Source organism: Martelella mediterranea, from assembly GCF_021021415.1.
Taxonomy (GTDB): Bacteria; Pseudomonadota; Alphaproteobacteria; order Rhizobiales; family Rhizobiaceae; genus Martelella; species Martelella mediterranea_C.
On sequence record NZ_JAINWJ010000060.1, the window covers coordinates 1 to 18,143 of the forward strand.

17 protein-coding genes and 1 other RNA gene are annotated in these 18,143 nt (G+C 63.2%); 7 read left to right on the forward strand and 11 right to left on the reverse strand.

Annotated features, from left to right (window positions below):
- Positions 1-165: 165 nt before the first annotated feature.
- Entirely contained in the window at positions 166-1,092 is a 927-nt protein-coding gene (locus tag K7H91_RS23195) for a lysylphosphatidylglycerol synthase transmembrane domain-containing protein (protein ID WP_230722563.1), read from the reverse strand.
- Positions 1,093-1,172: 80 nt separating this feature from the next.
- On the opposite strand from K7H91_RS23195, the gene K7H91_RS23200 reads away from it, so the two are divergent.
- On the forward strand, positions 1,173-2,819 hold the full coding sequence (locus K7H91_RS23200; RefSeq protein WP_230722564.1) for a sulfatase-like hydrolase/transferase: 1,647 nt from the start codon (positions 1,173-1,175) through the stop codon (positions 2,817-2,819).
- Positions 2,820-2,842: 23 nt separating this feature from the next.
- Here K7H91_RS23200 and K7H91_RS23205 read toward each other — a convergent pair whose 3' ends face one another.
- The 3 genes from K7H91_RS23205 to K7H91_RS23215 all read right to left on the reverse strand — a co-directional run bounded on the left by K7H91_RS23205 (position 2,843) and on the right by K7H91_RS23215 (position 7,393).
- Complete coding sequence (locus tag K7H91_RS23205) at positions 2,843-6,109, reverse strand: efflux RND transporter permease subunit (protein ID WP_230722565.1); 3,267 nt, start codon at positions 6,107-6,109, stop codon at positions 2,843-2,845.
- Positions 6,106-7,113, reverse strand: a complete 1,008-nt coding sequence (locus K7H91_RS23210) for an efflux RND transporter periplasmic adaptor subunit (RefSeq protein WP_230722566.1) — start codon at positions 7,111-7,113, stop codon at positions 6,106-6,108. Before K7H91_RS23210 ends, K7H91_RS23205 begins: the two co-directional genes overlap by 4 nt.
- A gap of 76 nt (positions 7,114-7,189) precedes the next feature.
- Positions 7,190-7,393 carry a YgaP family membrane protein gene (locus K7H91_RS23215; protein ID WP_230722567.1) on the reverse strand — a complete coding sequence of 68 codons (204 nt, stop codon included), beginning with the start codon at positions 7,391-7,393 and terminating at the stop codon, positions 7,190-7,192.
- Positions 7,394-7,526: 133 nt separating this feature from the next.
- Here K7H91_RS23215 and K7H91_RS23220 point away from each other — a divergent pair, with 133 nt between their 5' ends.
- Entirely contained in the window at positions 7,527-7,826 is a 300-nt protein-coding gene (locus tag K7H91_RS23220) for an ArsR/SmtB family transcription factor (RefSeq protein WP_018064143.1), read from the forward strand.
- Positions 7,827-7,899: 73 nt separating this feature from the next.
- Here K7H91_RS23220 and thyA read toward each other — a convergent pair whose 3' ends face one another.
- The gene (gene thyA / locus K7H91_RS23225) at positions 7,900-8,826 is read right to left on the reverse strand and encodes a thymidylate synthase (RefSeq protein WP_230722568.1); all 927 of its coding nucleotides are present in this window, start codon (positions 8,824-8,826) and stop codon (positions 7,900-7,902) included.
- Positions 8,827-8,960: 134 nt separating this feature from the next.
- Here thyA and ssrA point away from each other — a divergent pair.
- The 4 genes from ssrA to K7H91_RS23245 all read left to right on the forward strand — a co-directional run bounded on the left by ssrA (position 8,961) and on the right by K7H91_RS23245 (position 10,305).
- Positions 8,961-9,319, forward strand: a transfer-messenger RNA (tmRNA) gene (gene ssrA / locus K7H91_RS23230).
- A gap of 98 nt (positions 9,320-9,417) precedes the next feature.
- The gene (locus tag K7H91_RS23235; protein WP_018063129.1) at positions 9,418-9,894 is read left to right on the forward strand and encodes an SspB family protein; all 477 of its coding nucleotides are present in this window, start codon (positions 9,418-9,420) and stop codon (positions 9,892-9,894) included.
- Between the two features lie 7 nt (positions 9,895-9,901).
- Positions 9,902-10,096, forward strand: a complete 195-nt coding sequence (locus K7H91_RS23240) for a DUF4169 family protein (protein WP_230722569.1) — start codon at positions 9,902-9,904, stop codon at positions 10,094-10,096.
- Complete coding sequence (locus K7H91_RS23245) at positions 10,093-10,305, forward strand: ribbon-helix-helix domain-containing protein (protein ID WP_230722570.1); 213 nt, start codon at positions 10,093-10,095, stop codon at positions 10,303-10,305. The genes K7H91_RS23240 and K7H91_RS23245 overlap by 4 nt, the downstream gene beginning before the upstream one ends.
- A gap of 25 nt (positions 10,306-10,330) precedes the next feature.
- Here K7H91_RS23245 and K7H91_RS23250 read toward each other — a convergent pair whose 3' ends face one another.
- From K7H91_RS23250 to glmU, 3 genes are read right to left on the reverse strand one after another with little or no spacing between them, the layout of a single operon-like run.
- Complete coding sequence (locus tag K7H91_RS23250) at positions 10,331-10,831, reverse strand: GNAT family N-acetyltransferase (RefSeq protein ID WP_230722571.1); 501 nt, start codon at positions 10,829-10,831, stop codon at positions 10,331-10,333.
- On the reverse strand, positions 10,828-12,654 hold the full coding sequence (gene glmS / locus K7H91_RS23255) for a glutamine--fructose-6-phosphate transaminase (isomerizing) (RefSeq protein ID WP_230722572.1): 1,827 nt from the start codon (positions 12,652-12,654) through the stop codon (positions 10,828-10,830). Before glmS ends, K7H91_RS23250 begins: the two co-directional genes overlap by 4 nt.
- Positions 12,655-12,658: 4 nt before the next feature.
- Positions 12,659-14,026, reverse strand: a complete 1,368-nt coding sequence (gene glmU / locus K7H91_RS23260; protein ID WP_230722573.1) for a bifunctional UDP-N-acetylglucosamine diphosphorylase/glucosamine-1-phosphate N-acetyltransferase GlmU — start codon at positions 14,024-14,026, stop codon at positions 12,659-12,661.
- Positions 14,027-14,294: 268 nt separating this feature from the next.
- Here glmU and K7H91_RS23265 point away from each other — a divergent pair, with 268 nt between their 5' ends.
- A complete protein-coding gene (locus K7H91_RS23265; protein ID WP_230722574.1) occupies positions 14,295-14,738 on the forward strand; it encodes a hemerythrin domain-containing protein in 444 nt (147 codons plus the stop codon).
- Between the two features lie 5 nt (positions 14,739-14,743).
- Here the strand turns inward: K7H91_RS23265 and K7H91_RS23270 are convergent, their stop codons facing one another.
- The 3 genes from K7H91_RS23270 to K7H91_RS23280 all read right to left on the reverse strand — a co-directional run bounded on the left by K7H91_RS23270 (position 14,744) and on the right by K7H91_RS23280 (position 18,136).
- On the reverse strand, positions 14,744-15,673 hold the full coding sequence (locus K7H91_RS23270) for a lipid A biosynthesis lauroyl acyltransferase (RefSeq protein WP_230722575.1): 930 nt from the start codon (positions 15,671-15,673) through the stop codon (positions 14,744-14,746).
- A gap of 85 nt (positions 15,674-15,758) precedes the next feature.
- The gene (locus K7H91_RS23275; RefSeq protein ID WP_230722576.1) at positions 15,759-16,790 is read right to left on the reverse strand and encodes a zinc-binding dehydrogenase; all 1,032 of its coding nucleotides are present in this window, start codon (positions 16,788-16,790) and stop codon (positions 15,759-15,761) included.
- A 65-nt stretch (positions 16,791-16,855) separates the two neighbouring features.
- Entirely contained in the window at positions 16,856-18,136 is a 1,281-nt protein-coding gene (locus K7H91_RS23280; RefSeq protein ID WP_230722577.1) for a beta-ketoacyl-ACP synthase, read from the reverse strand.
- Positions 18,137-18,143 lie beyond the last annotated feature (7 nt).

The window sequence follows — 18,143 nt, forward strand, 5'->3', positions numbered from 1 at the left end:
TCCCGCTTTAACAATAGGCCGTTTTCAACAAACAATCCTCGTGCCGACGATCGTCCCGCCGGTCTCGACCGTCGCCGCGCTGATTGCGCTTGCTCTGCTGGCCTATTCATTCGCGGCCGATACCCTCTACCTCCTGCGCAAGAACCGGTCATGAGGTCGCTCGTCTCAGGATTTGGCGATCCTGCCCCTCACGAGCGAGACGGCAACCGAGATGCCGCCGGGCACGGCAGCGCCCGCCAGCGATATCACCCCGTAAAGCAGGCTGGCGGCCACGCCCTCGGCACTGGAGAAGCCGAAGAGCGGCCAGAGCGCTGCGGCGGCCGCCTCTCGCGTGCCCCAGCCGCCAACGCCTGCGGGAATCAGCATGGTCATCAGGCAAAGCGGAATGGCTGTGAAGGCCGCGATCGCCGGCAAGGGGGCGCCCACTGCGCGCGACGCGATCAGGAATACCGCGATATAGCCGAAGACGATCAACACGCTGAGACCGCCCTGCACCACAAACGCCCGGTCTTTCCAGAACACGGCGGCAATATCCGCGCCAGCGGCGCGGAAGCGCTGCGGCAGCCATTCCGCCCAGAACACGGCGGCGATCAGAATGGCGACGATGAAGACCGCGCTTACGCCCCATATCAGCGCATCAGCCTGATCCGGCAGGCGTTCGCTCAGGAACACCGGCCAGGCGAGAAGACCGAGAAAACTCAGCGCGAAGAAGGCGATCTGGCCGGACAGTCTTTCCAGAAACACCGCCGCCGCCGGCCGCTTCCAGCCGCCGACGCCCTCCAGCCGGCTGCGATAGGCGCGCACGGCATCGCCCGCCATGCCGCCCGGCAGCACCAAATTGAGCGCGCTGCTGATGTAATATTCGCGAATGGCGAGGCCGAGGCCGATCTCCTGCCCGAGCCTTTGGGCCGTGAAACGCCAACGGCAGGCCGAGGCTATGATCTGCACCTGCACCAGCGCGAACGCCAGAATGACGAGGGTGGGCGGCACATCGCTGAGGGCCGCGACCAGACGTTCCGGGCCGGTCAGAGCGATGAGCCCGGCAAGCAGCGCCAGACAGGCGATAACCGAAACGGCGGCAAGTTTGTTCAAGCTCTGGTCCTTCGCAACATGCGGCCCGAAATTGCACGCGCCGCCTCTTGGTGAAACGTATGGCGCGCGATGATGGTTTGATGACAAGAAGCAAAAGGCCTGACAAGGGGCGAACCGTCTCATCCCGCGCGGGCTGGATCGCATTCGTATTTTTCCTTGTCCTCAGCTTTGCCGCGCTGATCCTGCCGGATCATCCGGGCGCGTTTTACGGCGCGGCTTTCCTGCGGTTTCAACTGGAAGTGCCTCTCATGGCGCTGGCGCTGCTGATGCTGCCGCGCCGAGTCGCGACCATGGCGGCCGCTTTGTTCGCCCTTGCCGTCTTCACGCTGTTGTTCCTAAAGATCGCCGATATCGGCGTGCAATCCGCCTTCCAGCGGCGCTTCAACCCCTATCTCGACATGAAGATGCTGGCCGACGGCTGGAATGTTTTCTCCGGAACGTTTGGCGCTTGGAAGGCGGGCCTCGTGCTCGGGGCGGTCCTTGCGGCCTTTATCGGCCTTCTCGCGCTTTACTTCGGGGCGGAGCGGCGGTTGATAAGGCTGAGCACGGCGCAAAAGCGCAGACCGGTGATCGCGGCGCTCGTTCTGCTCGCGATCGGCGCGGCGCTGAGTTTCGTCGAGACCCCGGTACGAGCAGAGATGAAGGCGCTTGCCTATCTCGGCAACAGGTTGGCGCTGGTGCAGAAATCGGTTGCGGATATGCAGCAGTTCGAGCGCGACCTGGCCGCCGCAGACGAAATCGGTTCCGGAAACGATCTGTTTGGCGCGATCAGGGGCCGCGACGTCATTCTCGTCTTCATCGAATCCTACGGGCGCAGCGCCGTGGAAGATCCGCTCTACAGTCCGGTGACGGTCCCGAGGCTTGAGAATGTCCAAAACGAGCTTACCGAAGCCGGCTTCTCCTCGGCGTCCGACTGGCTGGTCTCGCCCACCATGGGCGGCTTGAGCTGGCTTGCCCATGGCACGTTTCTCTCCGGCCTCTGGACCGACAGCCAGGCCCGCTACGACCGGCTGATGATCAGCGACCGGCAGAGCCTGAACCGCCTGTTCCGCCAGGCCGGATGGCGCACGGCTGCGGTCATGCCGGCAATCACCATGGACTGGCCAGAGGCCGCCTATTACGGCTATGATGAGGTTTTCGCGTCGGGCGATCTCGGCTATCGCGGCAAGCCCTTCAACTGGATCACCATGCCGGATCAATACACGCTATCGGCGTTTGATCGCTTGGTGCGCCAGCCCGCCCATGCAGACGGCACACCGCTGATGGCGGAAATCGCGCTGATCTCCAGTCATGCGCCATGGACGCCGGTGCCAACGCTGATCGACTGGGATGATGTCGGCGATGGCACGGTGTTCGACGGCCAGGCGGAAAGCGGACAATCGCCCCAAGAGGTGTGGTCCAACCGCGACGATATCCGCGATCACTATATCCGAACCATCGACTACTCGCTGCAGACGGTCGGCGATTACATTGCCCGCTTCGGCGATGACGCCGTCTTCATCGTTCTCGGCGACCATCAACCCGCCCCGGTCGTCACCGGGCCCGATGCCTCGCGGGCGGTTCCGGTGCATGTCATCAGCCGGGATGCCGCACTGATCGAACGCTTCGAGGCGGACGGCTTCACCCCCGGCATGATCCCCGCCCCGAACGCGCCGGAAACGGGGATGGACACGATGCGGGCGAAGCTCATCGATATCTTCGGGGAAAGCTCCGGGCCGGCGATGTAACGCCCGCCGGCCCGGATCAACGCCTATGCCGATGCTGAACCCTCAGGGCTCCCGTCCCCGGTTCCCGTTGCCGCACTCTCCCGCCCGTCTCCCCGCAGCACGACGTAGATCGCGGGAATGATCAGCACGGTCAGCGCCGTGGAGGAGGCAAGGCCGAACAGCAGCGAAATCGCCAGCCCCTGGAAGATCGGGTCGGTCAGGATCACCGCAGCCCCGATCATCGCGGCGAGCGCGGTGAGCAGGATCGGCTTGAAGCGGATCGCGCCGGCTTCAAGCAGCACGTCGATCAGCGGCCGGCCGGGCGTGCGCGCATGGCGGATGAAATCGACCAGCAGGATCGAGTTGCGCACGATGATGCCGGCAAGCGCGATGAAGCCGATCATCGAAGTCGCGGTGAACGGCGCTCCAAACAGCCAGTGTCCGCCGAGAATGCCGATGAAGGTCAGCGGAATCGGCGTCAGGATCACCAGCGGCAGCTTGAACGAGCCGAACTGGGCAACGACCAGGATATAAATCCCGATGATCGCCACCATGAAGGCGGCGCCCATGTCGCGGAAGGTCACCCAGGTCACCTCCCATTCGCCGTCCCACAGCAGCGTCGGATGGGTCTCGTCGTCGGGCTGGCCGTGGAGGACGATGTCCGGCTTCGGCAGATCGCCCCAGTCCATGGCGTCGATCGCATCCTGCACCGCCAGCATGCCGTAGATCGGCGCTTCATACGCGCCGGCAAGCTCGGCCATCACCATTTCGGCGGCGCGGCCATTGTGGCGGAACACCGGATAGGATGCCGGCTCCTGCGTGACGCTGACGACATCGCCGAGTTCGACCACGCCGCGCCCGCCGGGCAGCGCATTGGCCGGCACCGGGGTGGACAGCGCGCGTTCGTTCAGCGTGCCGTGCTCCTTCGGCAGCGCAAGCCGGATCGGGATCGGCTGACGTCCGTCGCCGCGATGCGAATAGCCGACCGTTGCCCCGCCATAGAGATAGCTGAGCGTGTCGTAGACATCCGATTGCTCGACCCGGTAATATTCGAGATTGTCCTGGTCGATGGCAACCCGCATCCGTTCCGGGCGGTTGTGATAGCTGTCGTCAAGATCGACGATGAAGGGCACGCTTTCGAAAGCCTCGCGCACCTTGTCCGCCACAGCGCGCCGTGTCTCAGGGTCCGGACCGTAGATTTCGGCGAGAAGCGTGCCCATGACCGGCGGGCCGGGCGGCGGTTCGACCACTTTCACCACCGTGCCCTGCGGCAGGTCGAGACCATCGAGCCGTTCGCGCATGTCGAGCGCGATGGCGTGGCTCGCCCGGTCGCGATCGCCCTTTGGCAACAGGTTGACGGCAACCTGCCCCTGCTCGGGATTGGCCCTCAGGTAATAGTGGCGCACCAGCCCGTTGAAATCGAAGGGCGCGGCGGTGCCGGCATAGGTCTGGAACGAGACGATTTCCGACATCTCCGCAAGCCTGTCGACAACCGATTGCAGCGCCCGGTCGGTGTCCTCGACGGAAGCGCCTTTCGGCAGGTCGACCACGACCTGAAGGTCGGACTTGTTGTCGAAGGGCAGCAGCTTGACCGTGACATCCTTGGTGTAGAACAGCGCGAGAGAGGCAAAGGTCGCCAGCGCCACCAGGGCGATGAAGGTCCAGGCCCGCGCCCGGCTTTTCAGAACCGGCCGCGCGACCGCGACATAGAAACGGCCGAGACGGCCGCCGCCAGCAGCCCCGTGCGCGGCGGCAGCGTCGCCATGTCCGTGGCCGGCTCCCTTGCCGCCGAGCTTGATCATCAGCCACGGCGTCAGAATGACGGCGACGAAGAACGAGAACAGCATGGCCGCCGAGGCATTGGCGGGGATCGGGCTCATATAGGGGCCCATCATGCCCGAGACGAACATCATCGGCAGCAGGGCCGCGATCACCGTCAGCGTGGCGACGATGGTGGGATTGCCGACCTCGGCAACGGCATCGATCGCCGACTGAACCCGCGAGCGATCGTCCTGCATCGCCCAGTGGCGGGCAATGTTCTCGATCACCACGATGGCATCATCGACCAGGATGCCGATGGAAAAGATCAGTGCGAACAGCGAGACGCGGTTGATCGTGTAGCCCATGATCCAGGAGGCGAAGAACGTCAGAAGGATGGTCGTCGGAATGACGACGGCGACCACCAGCGCCTCGGGCCAGCCGATGGCGATGCCCACCAGAACGACGATCGAAACGGTCGCAAGCGCCAGATGGAACAGCAGTTCGTTGGCCTTCTCGTTGGCGGTTTCGCCGTAATTGCGCGTGACCGTCATTTCCACATCGGCGGGGAAAATCTGGCCGCGCACCTGCTCCAGCCGGTGCACGATCTCCTCGGCGATCACCACCGCATTGGTGCCGGGACGCTTGGCGATCGCCAACGAGACGGCGGCGGCACGATCCAGCCCGTCATTCGTGCGGCGGATATCGGTGACGCGGTGTTCGGCCGGCGATGTCGCGAGCACCACGTCTGCAACATCGCGAACATAGACCGGGCGGCCATCGCGCGCCGTCAGCAGAAGATTGCCGATTTCGGGCAAGGATTGCAGCGTCTGCCCGGCGATGACGGGAAGCTGGCCGCCGTCCTCGCGGATCGTGCCGACCCGGAAGGACCGATTGGCGCCCTGGACCTTGGCGGCGAGCTGCTGCAGCGTGATGCCGAACAGCGACAGGCGCTCGGGATCCGGTTCGACGCGGAACTGCTCGGGCTGATCGCCGACAATATAGGTAAGCCCGATATCCGGCAGTTTGGAGACTTCCACCTGAAGTTCGCGGGCAAGCCGGGTCAGGTCGTTTTCCGTCCAGCGCCCCGCGGCCTCCGGAGTCGGCCTCAGGGTAACGACGACCGCGGCCACGTCATCGATGCCGCGACCGACGATCAGCGGCTCCGGCACGCCGACCGGAATATGGTCCATATTGGCGCGGATTTTCTCATGCACCCGCAATATCGCGGTATCGGCGTTGGTGCCGACCTCGAAACGGGCGGTGACAAGCGCGCCGTCGTCATCCGTCTGCGAATAGACATGCTCGACGCCGTCAATGCTCTTGACGATGGTTTCCAGCGGCTCGGTAACGAGCTTGACGGCATCCTCGGCCTTCAGCCCGTTGGCGTTGACATGGATGTCGACCATCGGCACCGAGATCTGCGGCTCCTCCTCGCGCGGCAGCGAGACGAGCGCGATCAGGCCAAGCGCAATCGCGGCCAGCAGCAGGAGCGGCGTGAGTGGCGACGTGATGAAGGTGCGGGTGAGCCCGCCTGCGATACCGAGCTTCATGGCAGCACAACCCGATCACCGGCGCGAAGGCCAGACAGGACCTCGATCCGTTCCCCGTCATCGTCGCGCACGATCTCGCCGAGAACGACCGCGACATCCATCTCGCCATCCGCTGTCGCGATCCGTACATAGTCGACGCCGTGCACGGTCTTGACGGCTTCCGGGGGCACGACGAGGGCTGCCCGCTTGCCGACCGGGATCGACACCAGCGTGCGCTCGTTGACGAAATAATCGCCGACGCTCTCGATCTCGACATCGGCGATCACGCGGCCGTCGGCGATTTCCGGATAAACCTTGCTGATGCGCCCGGTGCTGACGGCCGGGAGCTCTTCTTGCCCGGGCACAAGACCACGCTCGCCGACCTGCACCTCGGCGCCTTCGACGATTTCGGCGGCATGGCGCTCCGGCAGCGACAGGCGCAGGTAATACGGACCCGGCGCGATACGGGCGACATTCTCGCCCGCCATCACGACCGAGCCCAAAGTTACCGGCACGGTCAACACCCGGCCGGTCGCCGGCGCCAGAACCTCGCCCTCTTTGGCGCGCTGCTCGACGACCGCCTTTTCGGCAATGGCGGCGGCGACCTGATTGGTGGCGACGTCGAACTGCATCGTGGCCTGGTCCAGACGGGCCTGGGTGCCGGAGCCGGAGGTGCGCAACTGCTGGGCGCGTTCGAGTTCGGTGCGTGCGTTCGCAACCTGCGAATTCAGAGCCTCGAGCCTTGCATCGGCAGCCTTCAGTTCGAGCGCGATCTTGTCGTCGACGATCACCGCGATGGTGTCGCCCTTGGCGACATTATCGCCCTCGCTGACCCGAACGTCTTCGACAACGCCGCCGATCCGGGCGCGCGCCGGCACCACGATCCGGCTTTCCACCCGGCCGAAAACGGCCTTCATCTCGGTCACGGTCACAGGTTCGACGGTAAATTCGGCGGCGGCCGCGGCCGATACGACAAGCGTCGTCACGGCAAGGGCGGCAGTCAATCGGAAAACGGCTTGTAACATGAGACCAAAGCTCCTCCCGGCGGCAGAGTTTAACCTCTGCGCCCGGGATAAATGTGTGATAACGAGGCTGGCGCGGTTATTCGAACGCCGAACCCGACTTGACTCCGAGCTTCCGGAACACAATTGCAGCAGGACAGAAACCTGTCACCGATGCCTGGATCAGGTTCAGACCGACAAAGGCATTGAGCAGGAACCACCAGGGCGAGACGTAGAAGCCGAGCGCCAGGGAGAGAAGAACCATGAAACCCGCGAACATCATCACGGCACGATCGAGCGTCATTTGAGCATTCCTTCTGTTAGATCAATATGTTGCAATGGACGGCGTGGTTTGAACCTCCCGGTTCAACGCCGTTCGCACGACAACGTAATCGCATGGCTTGCATATAACATTCAAAAATATTAAATTCAAGAACATGAATGTCACCGAAATGATCCCCGCCGCCGAAGCGGCCGCTGAACTGATGAGCAGCCTTTCCCATCCGCAAAGGCTGCTGGTGCTTTGCGCCCTTGTGGATGGCGAGAAATCGGTCGCCGAACTGCGCCGGGAACTCGGCATCGAACAGGTGCCGATGTCACAGCAACTCATGCGGCTCAGGGCCGACGGCCTCGTCGAATCCCGGCGGGAAGGCACCACCGTATACTACGCCATCACCCGTCCGGAGGTGTTGACCGTGATCAACGCGCTCCACGGCGCTTTTTGCAGGAAAGAATAGCGAGCCTGCTGTTGTTCAGCCGCTGTCAGGGCTTTGCACAACCATCGCGCCGGCAGCCGCCCTTCCCGCCTCGCTACACCGCCACCGGCGCGGCGATCGCGGGGTGGGGATCGTAATCGGTTACCTCGAAATCTTCGATGCGGTAGCCGTCGATGGAGGCCGGGCGGCGGAGAAGGCTCAGCTTGGGGAACGGGCGCGGTTTGCGGGCGATCAGTTGCTGGGCCATGTCGAGATGGTTCAGGTAGAGGTGATAGTCGCCCGCCATCCAGATCAGTTCGCCGGGGGCCATGTCGACCTGCTGCGCCACCATGGAGAGCAGCGCCGCCGAGGCCGCGCAGTTGAACGGCGCGCCGAGGCCGACATCGAGGCTTCGCTGGAACAGCAGCATGGAGAGCTTCAACTTGGGTTCGCCTGGCCCGGCTTTTTTGTTCTCGGATGTATGGAACTGATAGGTCATATGGCAGGGCGGCAGCGCCATCTGGTCCAGTTCGCCGACATTCCAGGCGTGGAACAGCATGCGCCGGCTTGCCGGATTGGTTTTCAGCGTCTCGATGACGGTCGCGATCTGGTCGTGTTCCTTGCCGTTGGCATCGAGCCAGCGCCGCCACTGCTTGCCGTAGACGGGCCCGAGATCGCCCCACGCAAGCGCAAAATCGTCATCTGCGAGAATGCGTTCCTCGAAGGCTTCCTGCGAGATCTGCTCGCCCGTAGCCTTGCGGTATTTTTCCAGCGGCCAGTCGGTCCAGATGCGGACGTTTTCCGTCAGCAGCGACTGGATATTGGTCTGGCCGGTCAGGAACCACAGCATCTCCTTGATCGCGGTCTTCCAGTAGACGCGCTTGGTCGTGAACGCCGGAAACGTACCGTCGGAGATATCGAAGCGCATCATCGCGCCGAAGGCGGAAAGCGTGCCGACGCCAGTGCGATCTATCCGGCGGTCGCCTTTTTCCAAAAGGTGCTCGAGCAGGTCGAGATATTGGTATTCGGGGTGACGCGCCATGCGAAGCTCCTTGGAATCGTGCCGCAAGTCTGACGACGGCGCGCCTCCAAGGCAAGATATCGGCGCCGAATTCGCCCGGTTGCCCACCGGAATGCGGCGTCTGCGGTTCCGGGATAAGATTTTCTCTGTCCCCGCCCCTTTCCAGAAGCTTTTGAAACACTTATATCAGGTCTGCCGGCTTGACCGGCTATGGTGATAAACGGCAATGCAATAAGCTCATTGGACCCGGGGGCGGTACCCGGCGCCTCCACCATGATCAGGCGGAAAGGCCTGATTTTGATGGGGGCGAAACAGGATCGACAAGAGTGTAAAGATTGACCTTTTACCCGGCATGATACCACCGTTATCGGGTCAAACGAGTAGTTGCAAATGACAACAAAGCTCAGGGTTACGCTGTAGCTGCCTAATGGCGGTTCCAGAAACCCAAATTAAGCCCTTGCGGGTAGCACTGTAAGGCGGGGTCCGGAGGCACCTGGCAACAGAAGCCTCCACCTGATTTTGAACAAAATCCCCTATAATGATTGCGATTTCCGAAAAGCCGACTTATGGCTGTGGGGAACGCAGCAACCGGGCGAGAGGCAGGAAGATTTAATGGGGCAGGACCATATTCGCTACGACGTTTTGGCGCAGGATGCATTGCGGGGCATGATCCGCAAGGTTCTGGCCGAAGTGGCCGCAACCGGCCACCTGCCCGGCGAACATCATTTCTTCATCACCTTCCTGACCGGCGCGCCGGGCGTGAAAATCTCGCCGGCGCTGAAGGAAAAATACGCCCAGCAGATGACCATCGTCATCCAACACCAGTTCTGGGATCTGAAGGTGACAGACGCGCTGTTCGAGATCGGCCTGTCCTTCTCCGACGTGCCGGAGCGCCTCGTCATTCCCTTCAACGCCATTGTCGGTTTCTACGATCCTTCGGTGAATTTCGAGCTCGAATTCGACGTCGCCACCCTCGATGTCGAGGACGAGACGCCGACCGATCCGCCGATGAATGACGGCGATGACGGTCCCGGCGGCGATGACGGCGCCTCCGTTGTCTCGCTCGACGCCTTCCGCAAGAAGCACTGAGCGTTCGATGTGCGCCGAGATCGTCAATCTGCGGCAGCAGCGCAAACGCAACGAACGCCGCAAATCCGAGCAGAAAGCCGCTGAAAACCGCGCGCTTCACGGCCTCACCAAGGGCGAGAAGCAGCGCGAAAAGCTTGAGCGCGACAAGGCTCAACGCCGGTTCGATCAGGGGCGGCGCGAGCGCGGCGGCGACGAGGCGTGATCCGCAAGCACTCCGTCAGCCTGCACGGCCACCGCACCAGCTTTTCCCTGGAATATGAATTCTACACCGAACTGACCCGGATCGCGGACGCCCGCGATCTCAGCCTCGCAGCCCTTATCGCCGAAATCGACGACGGTCGGGATGGCGAGATCAACCTGTCGTCCGCCATCCGGCTTTTCGTGCTTGCCGAGGTAAAGGCGGGACGCTGAAACCGAGCCCCTGCCCAAAGCGCCGTCAGACCTCGCCGTAAAACGCCCGGTGATAGGCGACTTTGCCCCTTGGAACGTGGCCATCGAAATCGAGCGCCATGAAATGGTCCGGCGGAGCCCCCTCCAGCGTCAGCGCCGGCTCGTGGCCGAAGCCGAAGCGCTGGTAGAAACCGGGCGCGCCCAGCACAACCACGCCATGCGCGCCTTCGTCCTTCAGAAGCTCCAGCCCGCCGAGCACCAGCGAGGTGCCGATCTCGCGGCGCTGGAATGCCGGGTCGACGGCGAGCGGCCCGAGGCCGAACCAGCCGTCTGTCCCATCCGAGATGCCGACCGGCGAGAACGCGATATGGCCGACGGGCCGCCCCTCCTCCTCCGCCACCAGCGCCAGCGACAAGGCGCCCGCCTTGCGCAGACGGCGGATGATGTCGGCCTCGCTGCCATCGCTGTACGGCGTCCCGGCAAAGGCGGCCGCCACGAGCCTGTAGATCGCGGCGACGTCGTCTTGGCGTTCCCGGCGGATGATCATTCCACGGTCACCGCCTTGGCGAGATTGCGCGGCTGGTCGGCATCCGTGCCCATGAACACGGCGGTATGATAGGCCAGAAGCTGGATCGGCAGCGAGAACACCATCGGCGCGATGAATTCCGGCATGTCCGGCAGCACGATGGTCTGCATGGTTTTCAGCTCGGAAGCCCGCGCGCCGCTCTCGTCGGTGATGAAGACGATCTTGCCGTCGCGGGCGGCGACTTCCTGCATGTTGGACACCGTTTTTTCGAAGAACCGGTCATGCGGCGCGATCACGATCACCGGCATGTTTTCGTCGATCAGCGCGATCGGCCCGTGCTTCAGCTCGCCGGCGGCATAGCCCTCGGCGTGGATATAGGTGATCTCCTTCAGCTTCAGCGCGCCTTCCATCGCCAGCGGGAAGCTGGTTCCGCGGCCGAGATAGAGAACGTGATGGAAATGCGAGAGTTCGCGGGAGAGCTTTTCGATCTGCGGCTGCACGGCATGCAGCACCTGGCTCATCAGTCGCGGCACTTCCGAAAGCGCGTGCACCAGCTCCTTTTCGTCCTCCGGCGAAAGCGTGCCGCGTTCGCGCCCGGCGCGCAACGCGAGCGATGCCATCAGCGCAAGCTGGCAGGTGAAGGCCTTGGTTGAGGCGACCGAGATTTCCGGCCCCGCCAGGATCGGGAACACCGCATCGGCCTCGCGCGCGATCGTCGATCCGGTAACATTGACGAGCGCGCCGGTCTTCGCGCCCTGTTCCTTGCAATAGCGCAGCGAGGCGAGCGTATCGGCGGTTTCGCCGGACTGTGAGATGAACAGCGCAAGCGTGTCATCTGATATCGGCAATTCGCGATAGCGAAACTCGGAGGCGACGTCGATCTCCACCGGCAGGCGGGCATAGCGCTCGATCCAGTATTTGCCGATCAGGCCGGAGAGATAGGCCGTGCCGCAGGCGGCGATGGTGAGACGGGAAATATCGGAAAAATCGATCCCGTCATCGGCCTTTGCGGTCCGGTCGGCTGCGAAATCGCAATAGCGGCCAAGCGTGTGCGAGATCACTTCCGGCTGATCGAAAATCTCCTTTTCCATGAAATGGCGGTGATTGCCCTTGTCGATCATCATCGACGAGAGCTGGAGCGGCTGGCGCTGGCGGCGCACCGGCTCGCCGGTAAAATCGCAGAACACCGCGCCGTCGCGATCGACGATCGCCATGTCGCCGTCTTCCAGGTAGGAAATGCCGGTCGCAAGCGGCGCAAGCGCGATGGCATCGGAACCGACATACATCTCGTCGTCGCCGTGACCAATGGCGAGTGGCGGGCCGTAACGCGCGACGAACAGCGTGTCCGGCCGGTCCTTGAACAGGATGACCAGCGCGAAAGCCCCGGTAACCCTTTGAAGCATCGCCAGCACTGCATCGCGCGGGGCCATGCCGGCGCGACGATAGTCATCCAGCAACCGGGCGACGACTTCGGTGTCGGTGTCGCTTGAAAAACTGACGCCCTTGGCCGTCAGCTCGGCGCGCAGCTCCGCGAAATTCTCGATGATGCCGTTATGGACCACGGCGACATCGCCGGCGATATGGGGATGGGCATTGGCCTCGTTGGGAACGCCATGCGTGGCCCAGCGGGTGTGGGCGATGCCGGTGACGCCGTCGACCGGATCATCGGCCAGGCAGATCCGCAGGTTTTCGAGCTTTCCCGGCGCACGGCGGCGCACCAGTTCGCCCTCCTCGATCACGGCAATGCCTGCCGAGTCATAGCCGCGATATTCGAGCCGCTTCAAAGCATCGACGAGACGACCGGCCACCGGCCGAACGCCAACGATCCCCACTATTCCGCACATATGGTCACTTGCCCCCGTCCTTTTTGCGCGCCGCCTTGATGGCCAGCGAGCGGGCGCGCAGCATTTCGGCACGCCCTTCCTTGTTTTCCTGACGTCCGCGCGCAAGCGCGAGCGCGTTGTCCGGCACATCGCGGGTCACCACGCTGCCGGAACCGACATAGGCGTGGCTGCCGATGCGCACCGGCGCAACCAGCGACGAATTGGAACCGATGAAACTGTCCGCCCCGATCTCCGTCCTGAACTTGTTGACCCCGTCATAATTGCAGGTGATGGTTCCGGCGCCGATATTGGCGCGCGCGCCGACGCTGGCATCGCCAATATAGGTCAGGTGGTTGACCTTGGCGCCCACGCCGATATCGCCATTCTTCACCTCGCAGAAATTGCCGACCTTGGCATCCTCGTGGAGCACCGCGCCCGGCCTCAGCCGCGCAAACGGCCCTACCTTGCTGCCGGCCGCAATCTTCGCGCCCTCAATGTGACTATAGGCGTGGATCGTGACATTATCCGCAATCTCGACGCCGGGGCCGAAGAAAACATTCGGCTCGATGAGGCAATCGGCGCCGATCACGGTGTCGTGGCAGAGGAACACGGTTTCCGGCGCAATCATGGTCACGCCTGCAAGCATCAGCGCGCGGCGGCGGCGGACCTGCCAGATGCGCTCAAGCTCGGCGAGTTCGGCGCGGTTGTTGCAGCCCAGAACCTCCTCGGCATCGGCCATCACCACGCCGGCGCGTCCGCCCCTTGCCAGCGCCGCCTCGACGATATCGGTCAGGTAGTATTCGCCCTTGGCATTGTCATTGCCGATCGCATCGAGCAGTTCGAGCGCGCGCCTTCCGTTGAAGGCCATCAACCCGCTGTTGCAGAGCGTGACCTTGCGCTCCTCGTCGCTCGCATCCTTTTCCTCGCGGATGGCATAAAGCGCGCCGTCGCGGGTCAGAAGTCGGCCATAGCCTGTCGGCTCGTCGGTTTCGAAGCCGATCACCACGACGTCGTCGCCCGCTTCGAGCGCCGCCCGCGCAGTGGCGAGCGTCTCCCCCGTCACCAACGGCGTGTCGCCATAGGTCACGATGACATCGTCATAGCCGCGCTCAAGCGCCGCGCGGGCGGCAAGAACCGCGTGGGCGGTGCCAAGCCGTTCGCGCTGCTCATAGGTCTCCAGCGCCACGCCCGGCAATGCGCATGCGTCCGCCACCCTTTCGCCATCACGGCCGACGACGAGCGCCACCGCATCGACGCCGGAACGGGAAACCGTGTCCACCACGTGCGCCGCCATCGCGCGGCCGGCCACCTCATGCAGCATCTTGGTCCTGGCCGATTTCATCCGCGTTCCATCGCCCGCCGCCAGAACGATTGCCAGTGCGCTGCGTGACATGAAATCCCCTTCCGCTTCCTACCGTTTGAGCCGCTATCGCTTGTAGCCGAATCCTGACCGAGACCTATTCAAAAAATGTGAATAATTTTTATGTGCGGAGGCGCCATGCGACACATTTTTCGCCATGCGCCGCCCCTGCCCTGCGACGAACACCGCCACGTCCTGGAAGCCGTCTTGACCCAGGTCAATGAAGCACGAGAGGCATTGAACTCTAATGGCGACAGAACGGCCGGGCGGAAGGCCGAGCTAATGCATCCGGGAAACAGTTGTGAACAAACATATGCTGGTCAAGAACCTGGCGCCGTTCTCGGCGCTCTCATCGACACATGGCACAATTCTGGGGCTTTGCGATGCGCTGGAGGCGGTTGCCGATTCGCTGCCCGGCAATATCGACCGGCACAGTTGCCAGTGTCTGTCCGAGACCTTGATGCCTCTCTTGAAACTCGCCCAGCAACGCGAGGAAAGACAGGTGTTTCCGCCATTGCGCCGCAAAGGAGGCGCGGCGGCCATGTTCGACCGGTTGCATCAGGAGCATTTCGAGGATCTGTGCTTTGCCGAGGAGGCAAGCGAGGCGCTGGGACGGCTCGCCCGGGGCGAAGAGGTCAATACCGAGGCGACCGGCTATCTGCTGCGGGGGCTTTTCACCACGCTGCGTCGGCATATCGTGTTCGAAAAGGACTTTCTCGAAAGTCTGCAAGCCACGAAGTCGTAAAGCCGCTATCCCCGTTTCCGGCGGTTCCAGCGGTCGTGATACCAGAGCCACTGCTCGGGATATTCCCGCACCCAGCTTTCGACCTTGTCGTTCAGCACCTGGGCGGTCGCCGGTATGTCGATCGCGCCTTTTTCATTGCGCGGCAGCGTGATCTCGTCTTCCAGCACCAGGCGGAAGCGATTGTTCGGCAGGCGAATGCAGCGCGCGGGATAGATCGCGCAGTCGAACTGGCGCGCGAGCTTTCCGAGCAGCGGGTTGGTCTGTACCTCCTGCCCGAAGAAGGTCGAGTGGGTGCCGCGCTTGAACTTCTGATCCACCAGCACGCCGACGCCGCCGCCCTGTTCCAGCGTTCCCGCCAGCGCGAAGGCCGATCCGGCGTGCGAAGGCACCAGATCACCCATGCGCTTGCGCCGGAAACGGAAAACCTTCTTGGCGATATAGGGGTTGTTCGGCGGACGGAACAGCACAGAGACGTGAAGATTGAACGACGCGGCGGCGACCGGCAGAAGCTCGAAATTGCCGGTATGGGCGGTGAAGACGATGAACGGCCGATCGCGATCGAGCAGCGTCACAAACCGCTCCACGCCCTCCACTTCAATCCGGCCATGGCTGTCGGCCTCCGGATCGAAATCGAAAAGCTCATCGAGAAACACATATTCCGCCGCCAGCCGGCCGATATGGCCCCAGCTTGCGATCGCGATACGCTCGATCTCGGCTTCATCCTTCTCAGGAAACGCCTTCCGCAGGTTTTCGAGAATCAGCTTGTGGCGGCCGGTATGGGGGCCGATCCTGCGCATCACCCAATCCGCAAAGCGGATCGAACCATCCGCGGGAAACAGCTTGAGAACCGAAAGCAGCGCGAAAATCAGATAGGCCACCAGCCATTGCTGGAACTGGCGGGCTTTCAGAACGACGCGGGTTATGAAGGATTTCAACGGATCGGGCCCATATTAGAACTTTGCGGCGCAAATGCCGCGCGTCCGTCTTTTATCGGCGAAAGTCGCTGAAGCCAAGTCGCGATCAATCCTCGATCCTGAGCACGATCTTGCCGAACACCTGGCGGCTTTCCATGCGCTCCAGCGCCTTGTCGATGCCGTCGAAGTCGACCAGCGTATCGATCACCGGATGCACCACGCCCTGCGCCATCTTCTGCATCGCGTTTGCCATGTTCTCCATCCGGCAGCCGAACGAGCCGAGCAGCTTGAGCTGCTGCTGGAACAGCATCATCAGGTTGACATTGGTGGAGACGCCCGAGGTCGACCCGCAGGTGACCAGCCGACCGCCGCGCCTCATCGACAGCATCGAGCCCGCCCATGTATCGGCGCCGACATGTTCGAACACGACATCGACGCCCTTCTTCTTGGTGAGCTTGCGCACCACGCCCTCGAACCGGTCCTCGCGATAGTTGATGACGTGATCGGCGCCGAGTTCACGGGCCTTTTCCATCTTGTCTTCCGAGCCCACCGTGGTGATCACGGTGCAGCCCGTCTTCTTGGCAAGCTGGATCGCCGCCGAACCGATACCCGAGCCGCCGGCATGGACGAGGATGGTTTCGCCGGGCTGAAGCTTGGCATTATCGAACAGCATATGCTCAACGGTGCCAAAGGTGACGGGCGCAAGGGCCGCCCCGATCGCGTCCACGCCGGGGGGGGCGGCCACGAGCTGGCGGGCGGGGATGTTGATTTTTTCCTGCGCGAAGCCGTCGAGATGAAAGCCGTGGACACCGCCGACATGTTCGCACAGATTGTCGCGGCCCTCGCGACAGGCCTTGCAGCGGCCGCAGACGCGCGCGCCATAGATCGCCACCAAGTCGCCCGGCAGGACATTCGACACCCCTGCCCCGATCGCCTCGACAACGCCGGAAGCTTCCGCACCGATCGTCAGCGGCAGCTTGCGCTTGGCGAACGCCATGCCGCGCCAGCCCCAGACATCGATATGGTTGAGCGCGACCGCCTTCAAACGCAGCGTCACCTCGCCGGGCGCCGGCGCGTCGGGCTCGGCCACGTCGCGCAATTCGATCTTGCGGTCATCGGTCAGCTGCAAGGCGCGCATGGATCATTCCTTTATATTCAATATCTTAACGGCACTAACTAAACTAGATCATCAACCACTCGGGTTCACGCCGGCTCGCGCGTCATCACCAGGCAGGCATTCTGGCCGCCGAATCCGAACGAGTTGGAGAGCACCGATCCGACATCGGCGGCGCGCTTCACATTCGGCACAACATCGAGCTCGATCGCCGGATCCGGATTGACGTGATTGATGGTCGGCGGCAGCACGCCGGTCTGCATCGCCTGGAACGAGAACACCGCCTCAACCGCGCCGGCCGCCGTCAGCGTATGGCCGATCATCGACTTGTTGGAAGACAGCGGGATCGACTTCAGCCGCTCGCCGAACACGGCGCTGAGCGAGGAATATTCCATCTTGTCGTTTTCCGGCGTCGAAGTGCCATGGGCGTTGATGTAATCGATGCCGTCGATATCGAGACCCGCGTCTTCCAAAGCCGCGCGCACGGTCGCGATCGCCGGCGCGCCATCGGGCGAGGACCGGGTGCGGTGGAAGTGATCGGCTTTCTCGCCGCAGCCGCGCACAATGCCATAGACCTTCGCCCCGCGGGCGACGGCGGAGGCAAGCGATTCGAGGATCAGAGTCGCGGCCCCTTCGGCGATCACGAAGCCGTCGCGATCCTTGCTGAAGGGCTTGGAGGCCTTTTCCGGCGGGTCGTTCTGGGTCGAGAGCGCCGACAGCAGCGAGAACCGCACCAGCGCCTCGGCGCTGACGGAACCATCGGTGGCCACCGTCATGGCGCGCTCCGTGCGGCCCTGGCGGATCGCCTCGACGCCGAGCTGGATGGCGGTCGCGCCCGAGGCGCAGGCCGTCGATGTGGTCACCGGCAGGCCGCGCGTGCCGAACTTGTCGGCGATGCGTTCCGAAATTGAACCGAACAGCACCGCTTCGTGAAAGGCCGGATCGCCCTTCTCGCGCATGGCGGCAAGGAAACGGACATAGGCGTCGTTTTCCTCTACCGGCGGACCGGAGCGATCGGTCAGCGCGAAGCGCATCGACCATTCCGGCTCGACCGGCGGGGCGGCGAGAAACAGCGGCGCCTCGAAATCGCCGGAAAGGCCGGCTGCGGCAAGCGCCTCCTCGATGGTCGCCTCGGCAAAATTATAGGAGCGGGAAACCGCATTGTCCTCGGCCGGAATGAAATCGACCGTGCCGGCGATGCGGGTGGAAAGATGGTCGGTCGGAAAGCGCGAAATGGCATGTATGCCGGAAACGCCCTCCGTCAGCTTCTTCCAGTTGTCCTCGAGGCCGCGACCGAGCGAGGTCACCACGCCCATGCCGGTGACGGCAACGAGCGGGCGGCCGAGATGATCTGTATAGGCATTGCTCATCTGTCCG

Excerpts from the sequence above, each read along its gene's own strand:
- thyA (WP_230722568.1), bottom strand. The coding sequence starts at position 8,826 with ATGGCGCGTCACCCCGAATACCAATATCTCGACCTGCTCGAGCACCTT.
- K7H91_RS23205 (WP_230722565.1), bottom strand. The coding sequence starts at position 6,109 with ATGAAGCTCGGTATCGCAGGCGGGCTCACCCGCACCTTCATCACGTCG.
- K7H91_RS23280 (WP_230722577.1), bottom strand. The coding sequence starts at position 18,136 with ATGAGCAATGCCTATACAGATCATCTCGGCCGCCCGCTCGTTGCCGTC.
- K7H91_RS23215 (WP_230722567.1), bottom strand. The coding sequence starts at position 7,393 with ATGACGCTCGATCGTGCCGTGATGATGTTCGCGGGTTTCATGGTTCTT.
- K7H91_RS23275 (WP_230722576.1), bottom strand. The coding sequence starts at position 16,790 with ATGCGCGCCTTGCAGCTGACCGATGACCGCAAGATCGAATTGCGCGAC.
- glmU (WP_230722573.1), bottom strand. The coding sequence starts at position 14,026 with ATGTCACGCAGCGCACTGGCAATCGTTCTGGCGGCGGGCGATGGAACG.
- K7H91_RS23210 (WP_230722566.1), bottom strand. The coding sequence starts at position 7,113 with ATGTTACAAGCCGTTTTCCGATTGACTGCCGCCCTTGCCGTGACGACG.
- K7H91_RS23220 (WP_018064143.1), top strand. The coding sequence starts at position 7,527 with ATGAATGTCACCGAAATGATCCCCGCCGCCGAAGCGGCCGCTGAACTG.
- K7H91_RS23240 (WP_230722569.1), top strand. The coding sequence starts at position 9,902 with ATGTGCGCCGAGATCGTCAATCTGCGGCAGCAGCGCAAACGCAACGAA.
- K7H91_RS23235 (WP_018063129.1), top strand. The coding sequence starts at position 9,418 with ATGGGGCAGGACCATATTCGCTACGACGTTTTGGCGCAGGATGCATTG.
- glmS (WP_230722572.1), bottom strand. The coding sequence starts at position 12,654 with ATGTGCGGAATAGTGGGGATCGTTGGCGTTCGGCCGGTGGCCGGTCGT.
- K7H91_RS23200 (WP_230722564.1), top strand. The coding sequence starts at position 1,173 with ATGACAAGAAGCAAAAGGCCTGACAAGGGGCGAACCGTCTCATCCCGC.
- K7H91_RS23250 (WP_230722571.1), bottom strand. The coding sequence starts at position 10,831 with ATGATCATCCGCCGGGAACGCCAAGACGACGTCGCCGCGATCTACAGG.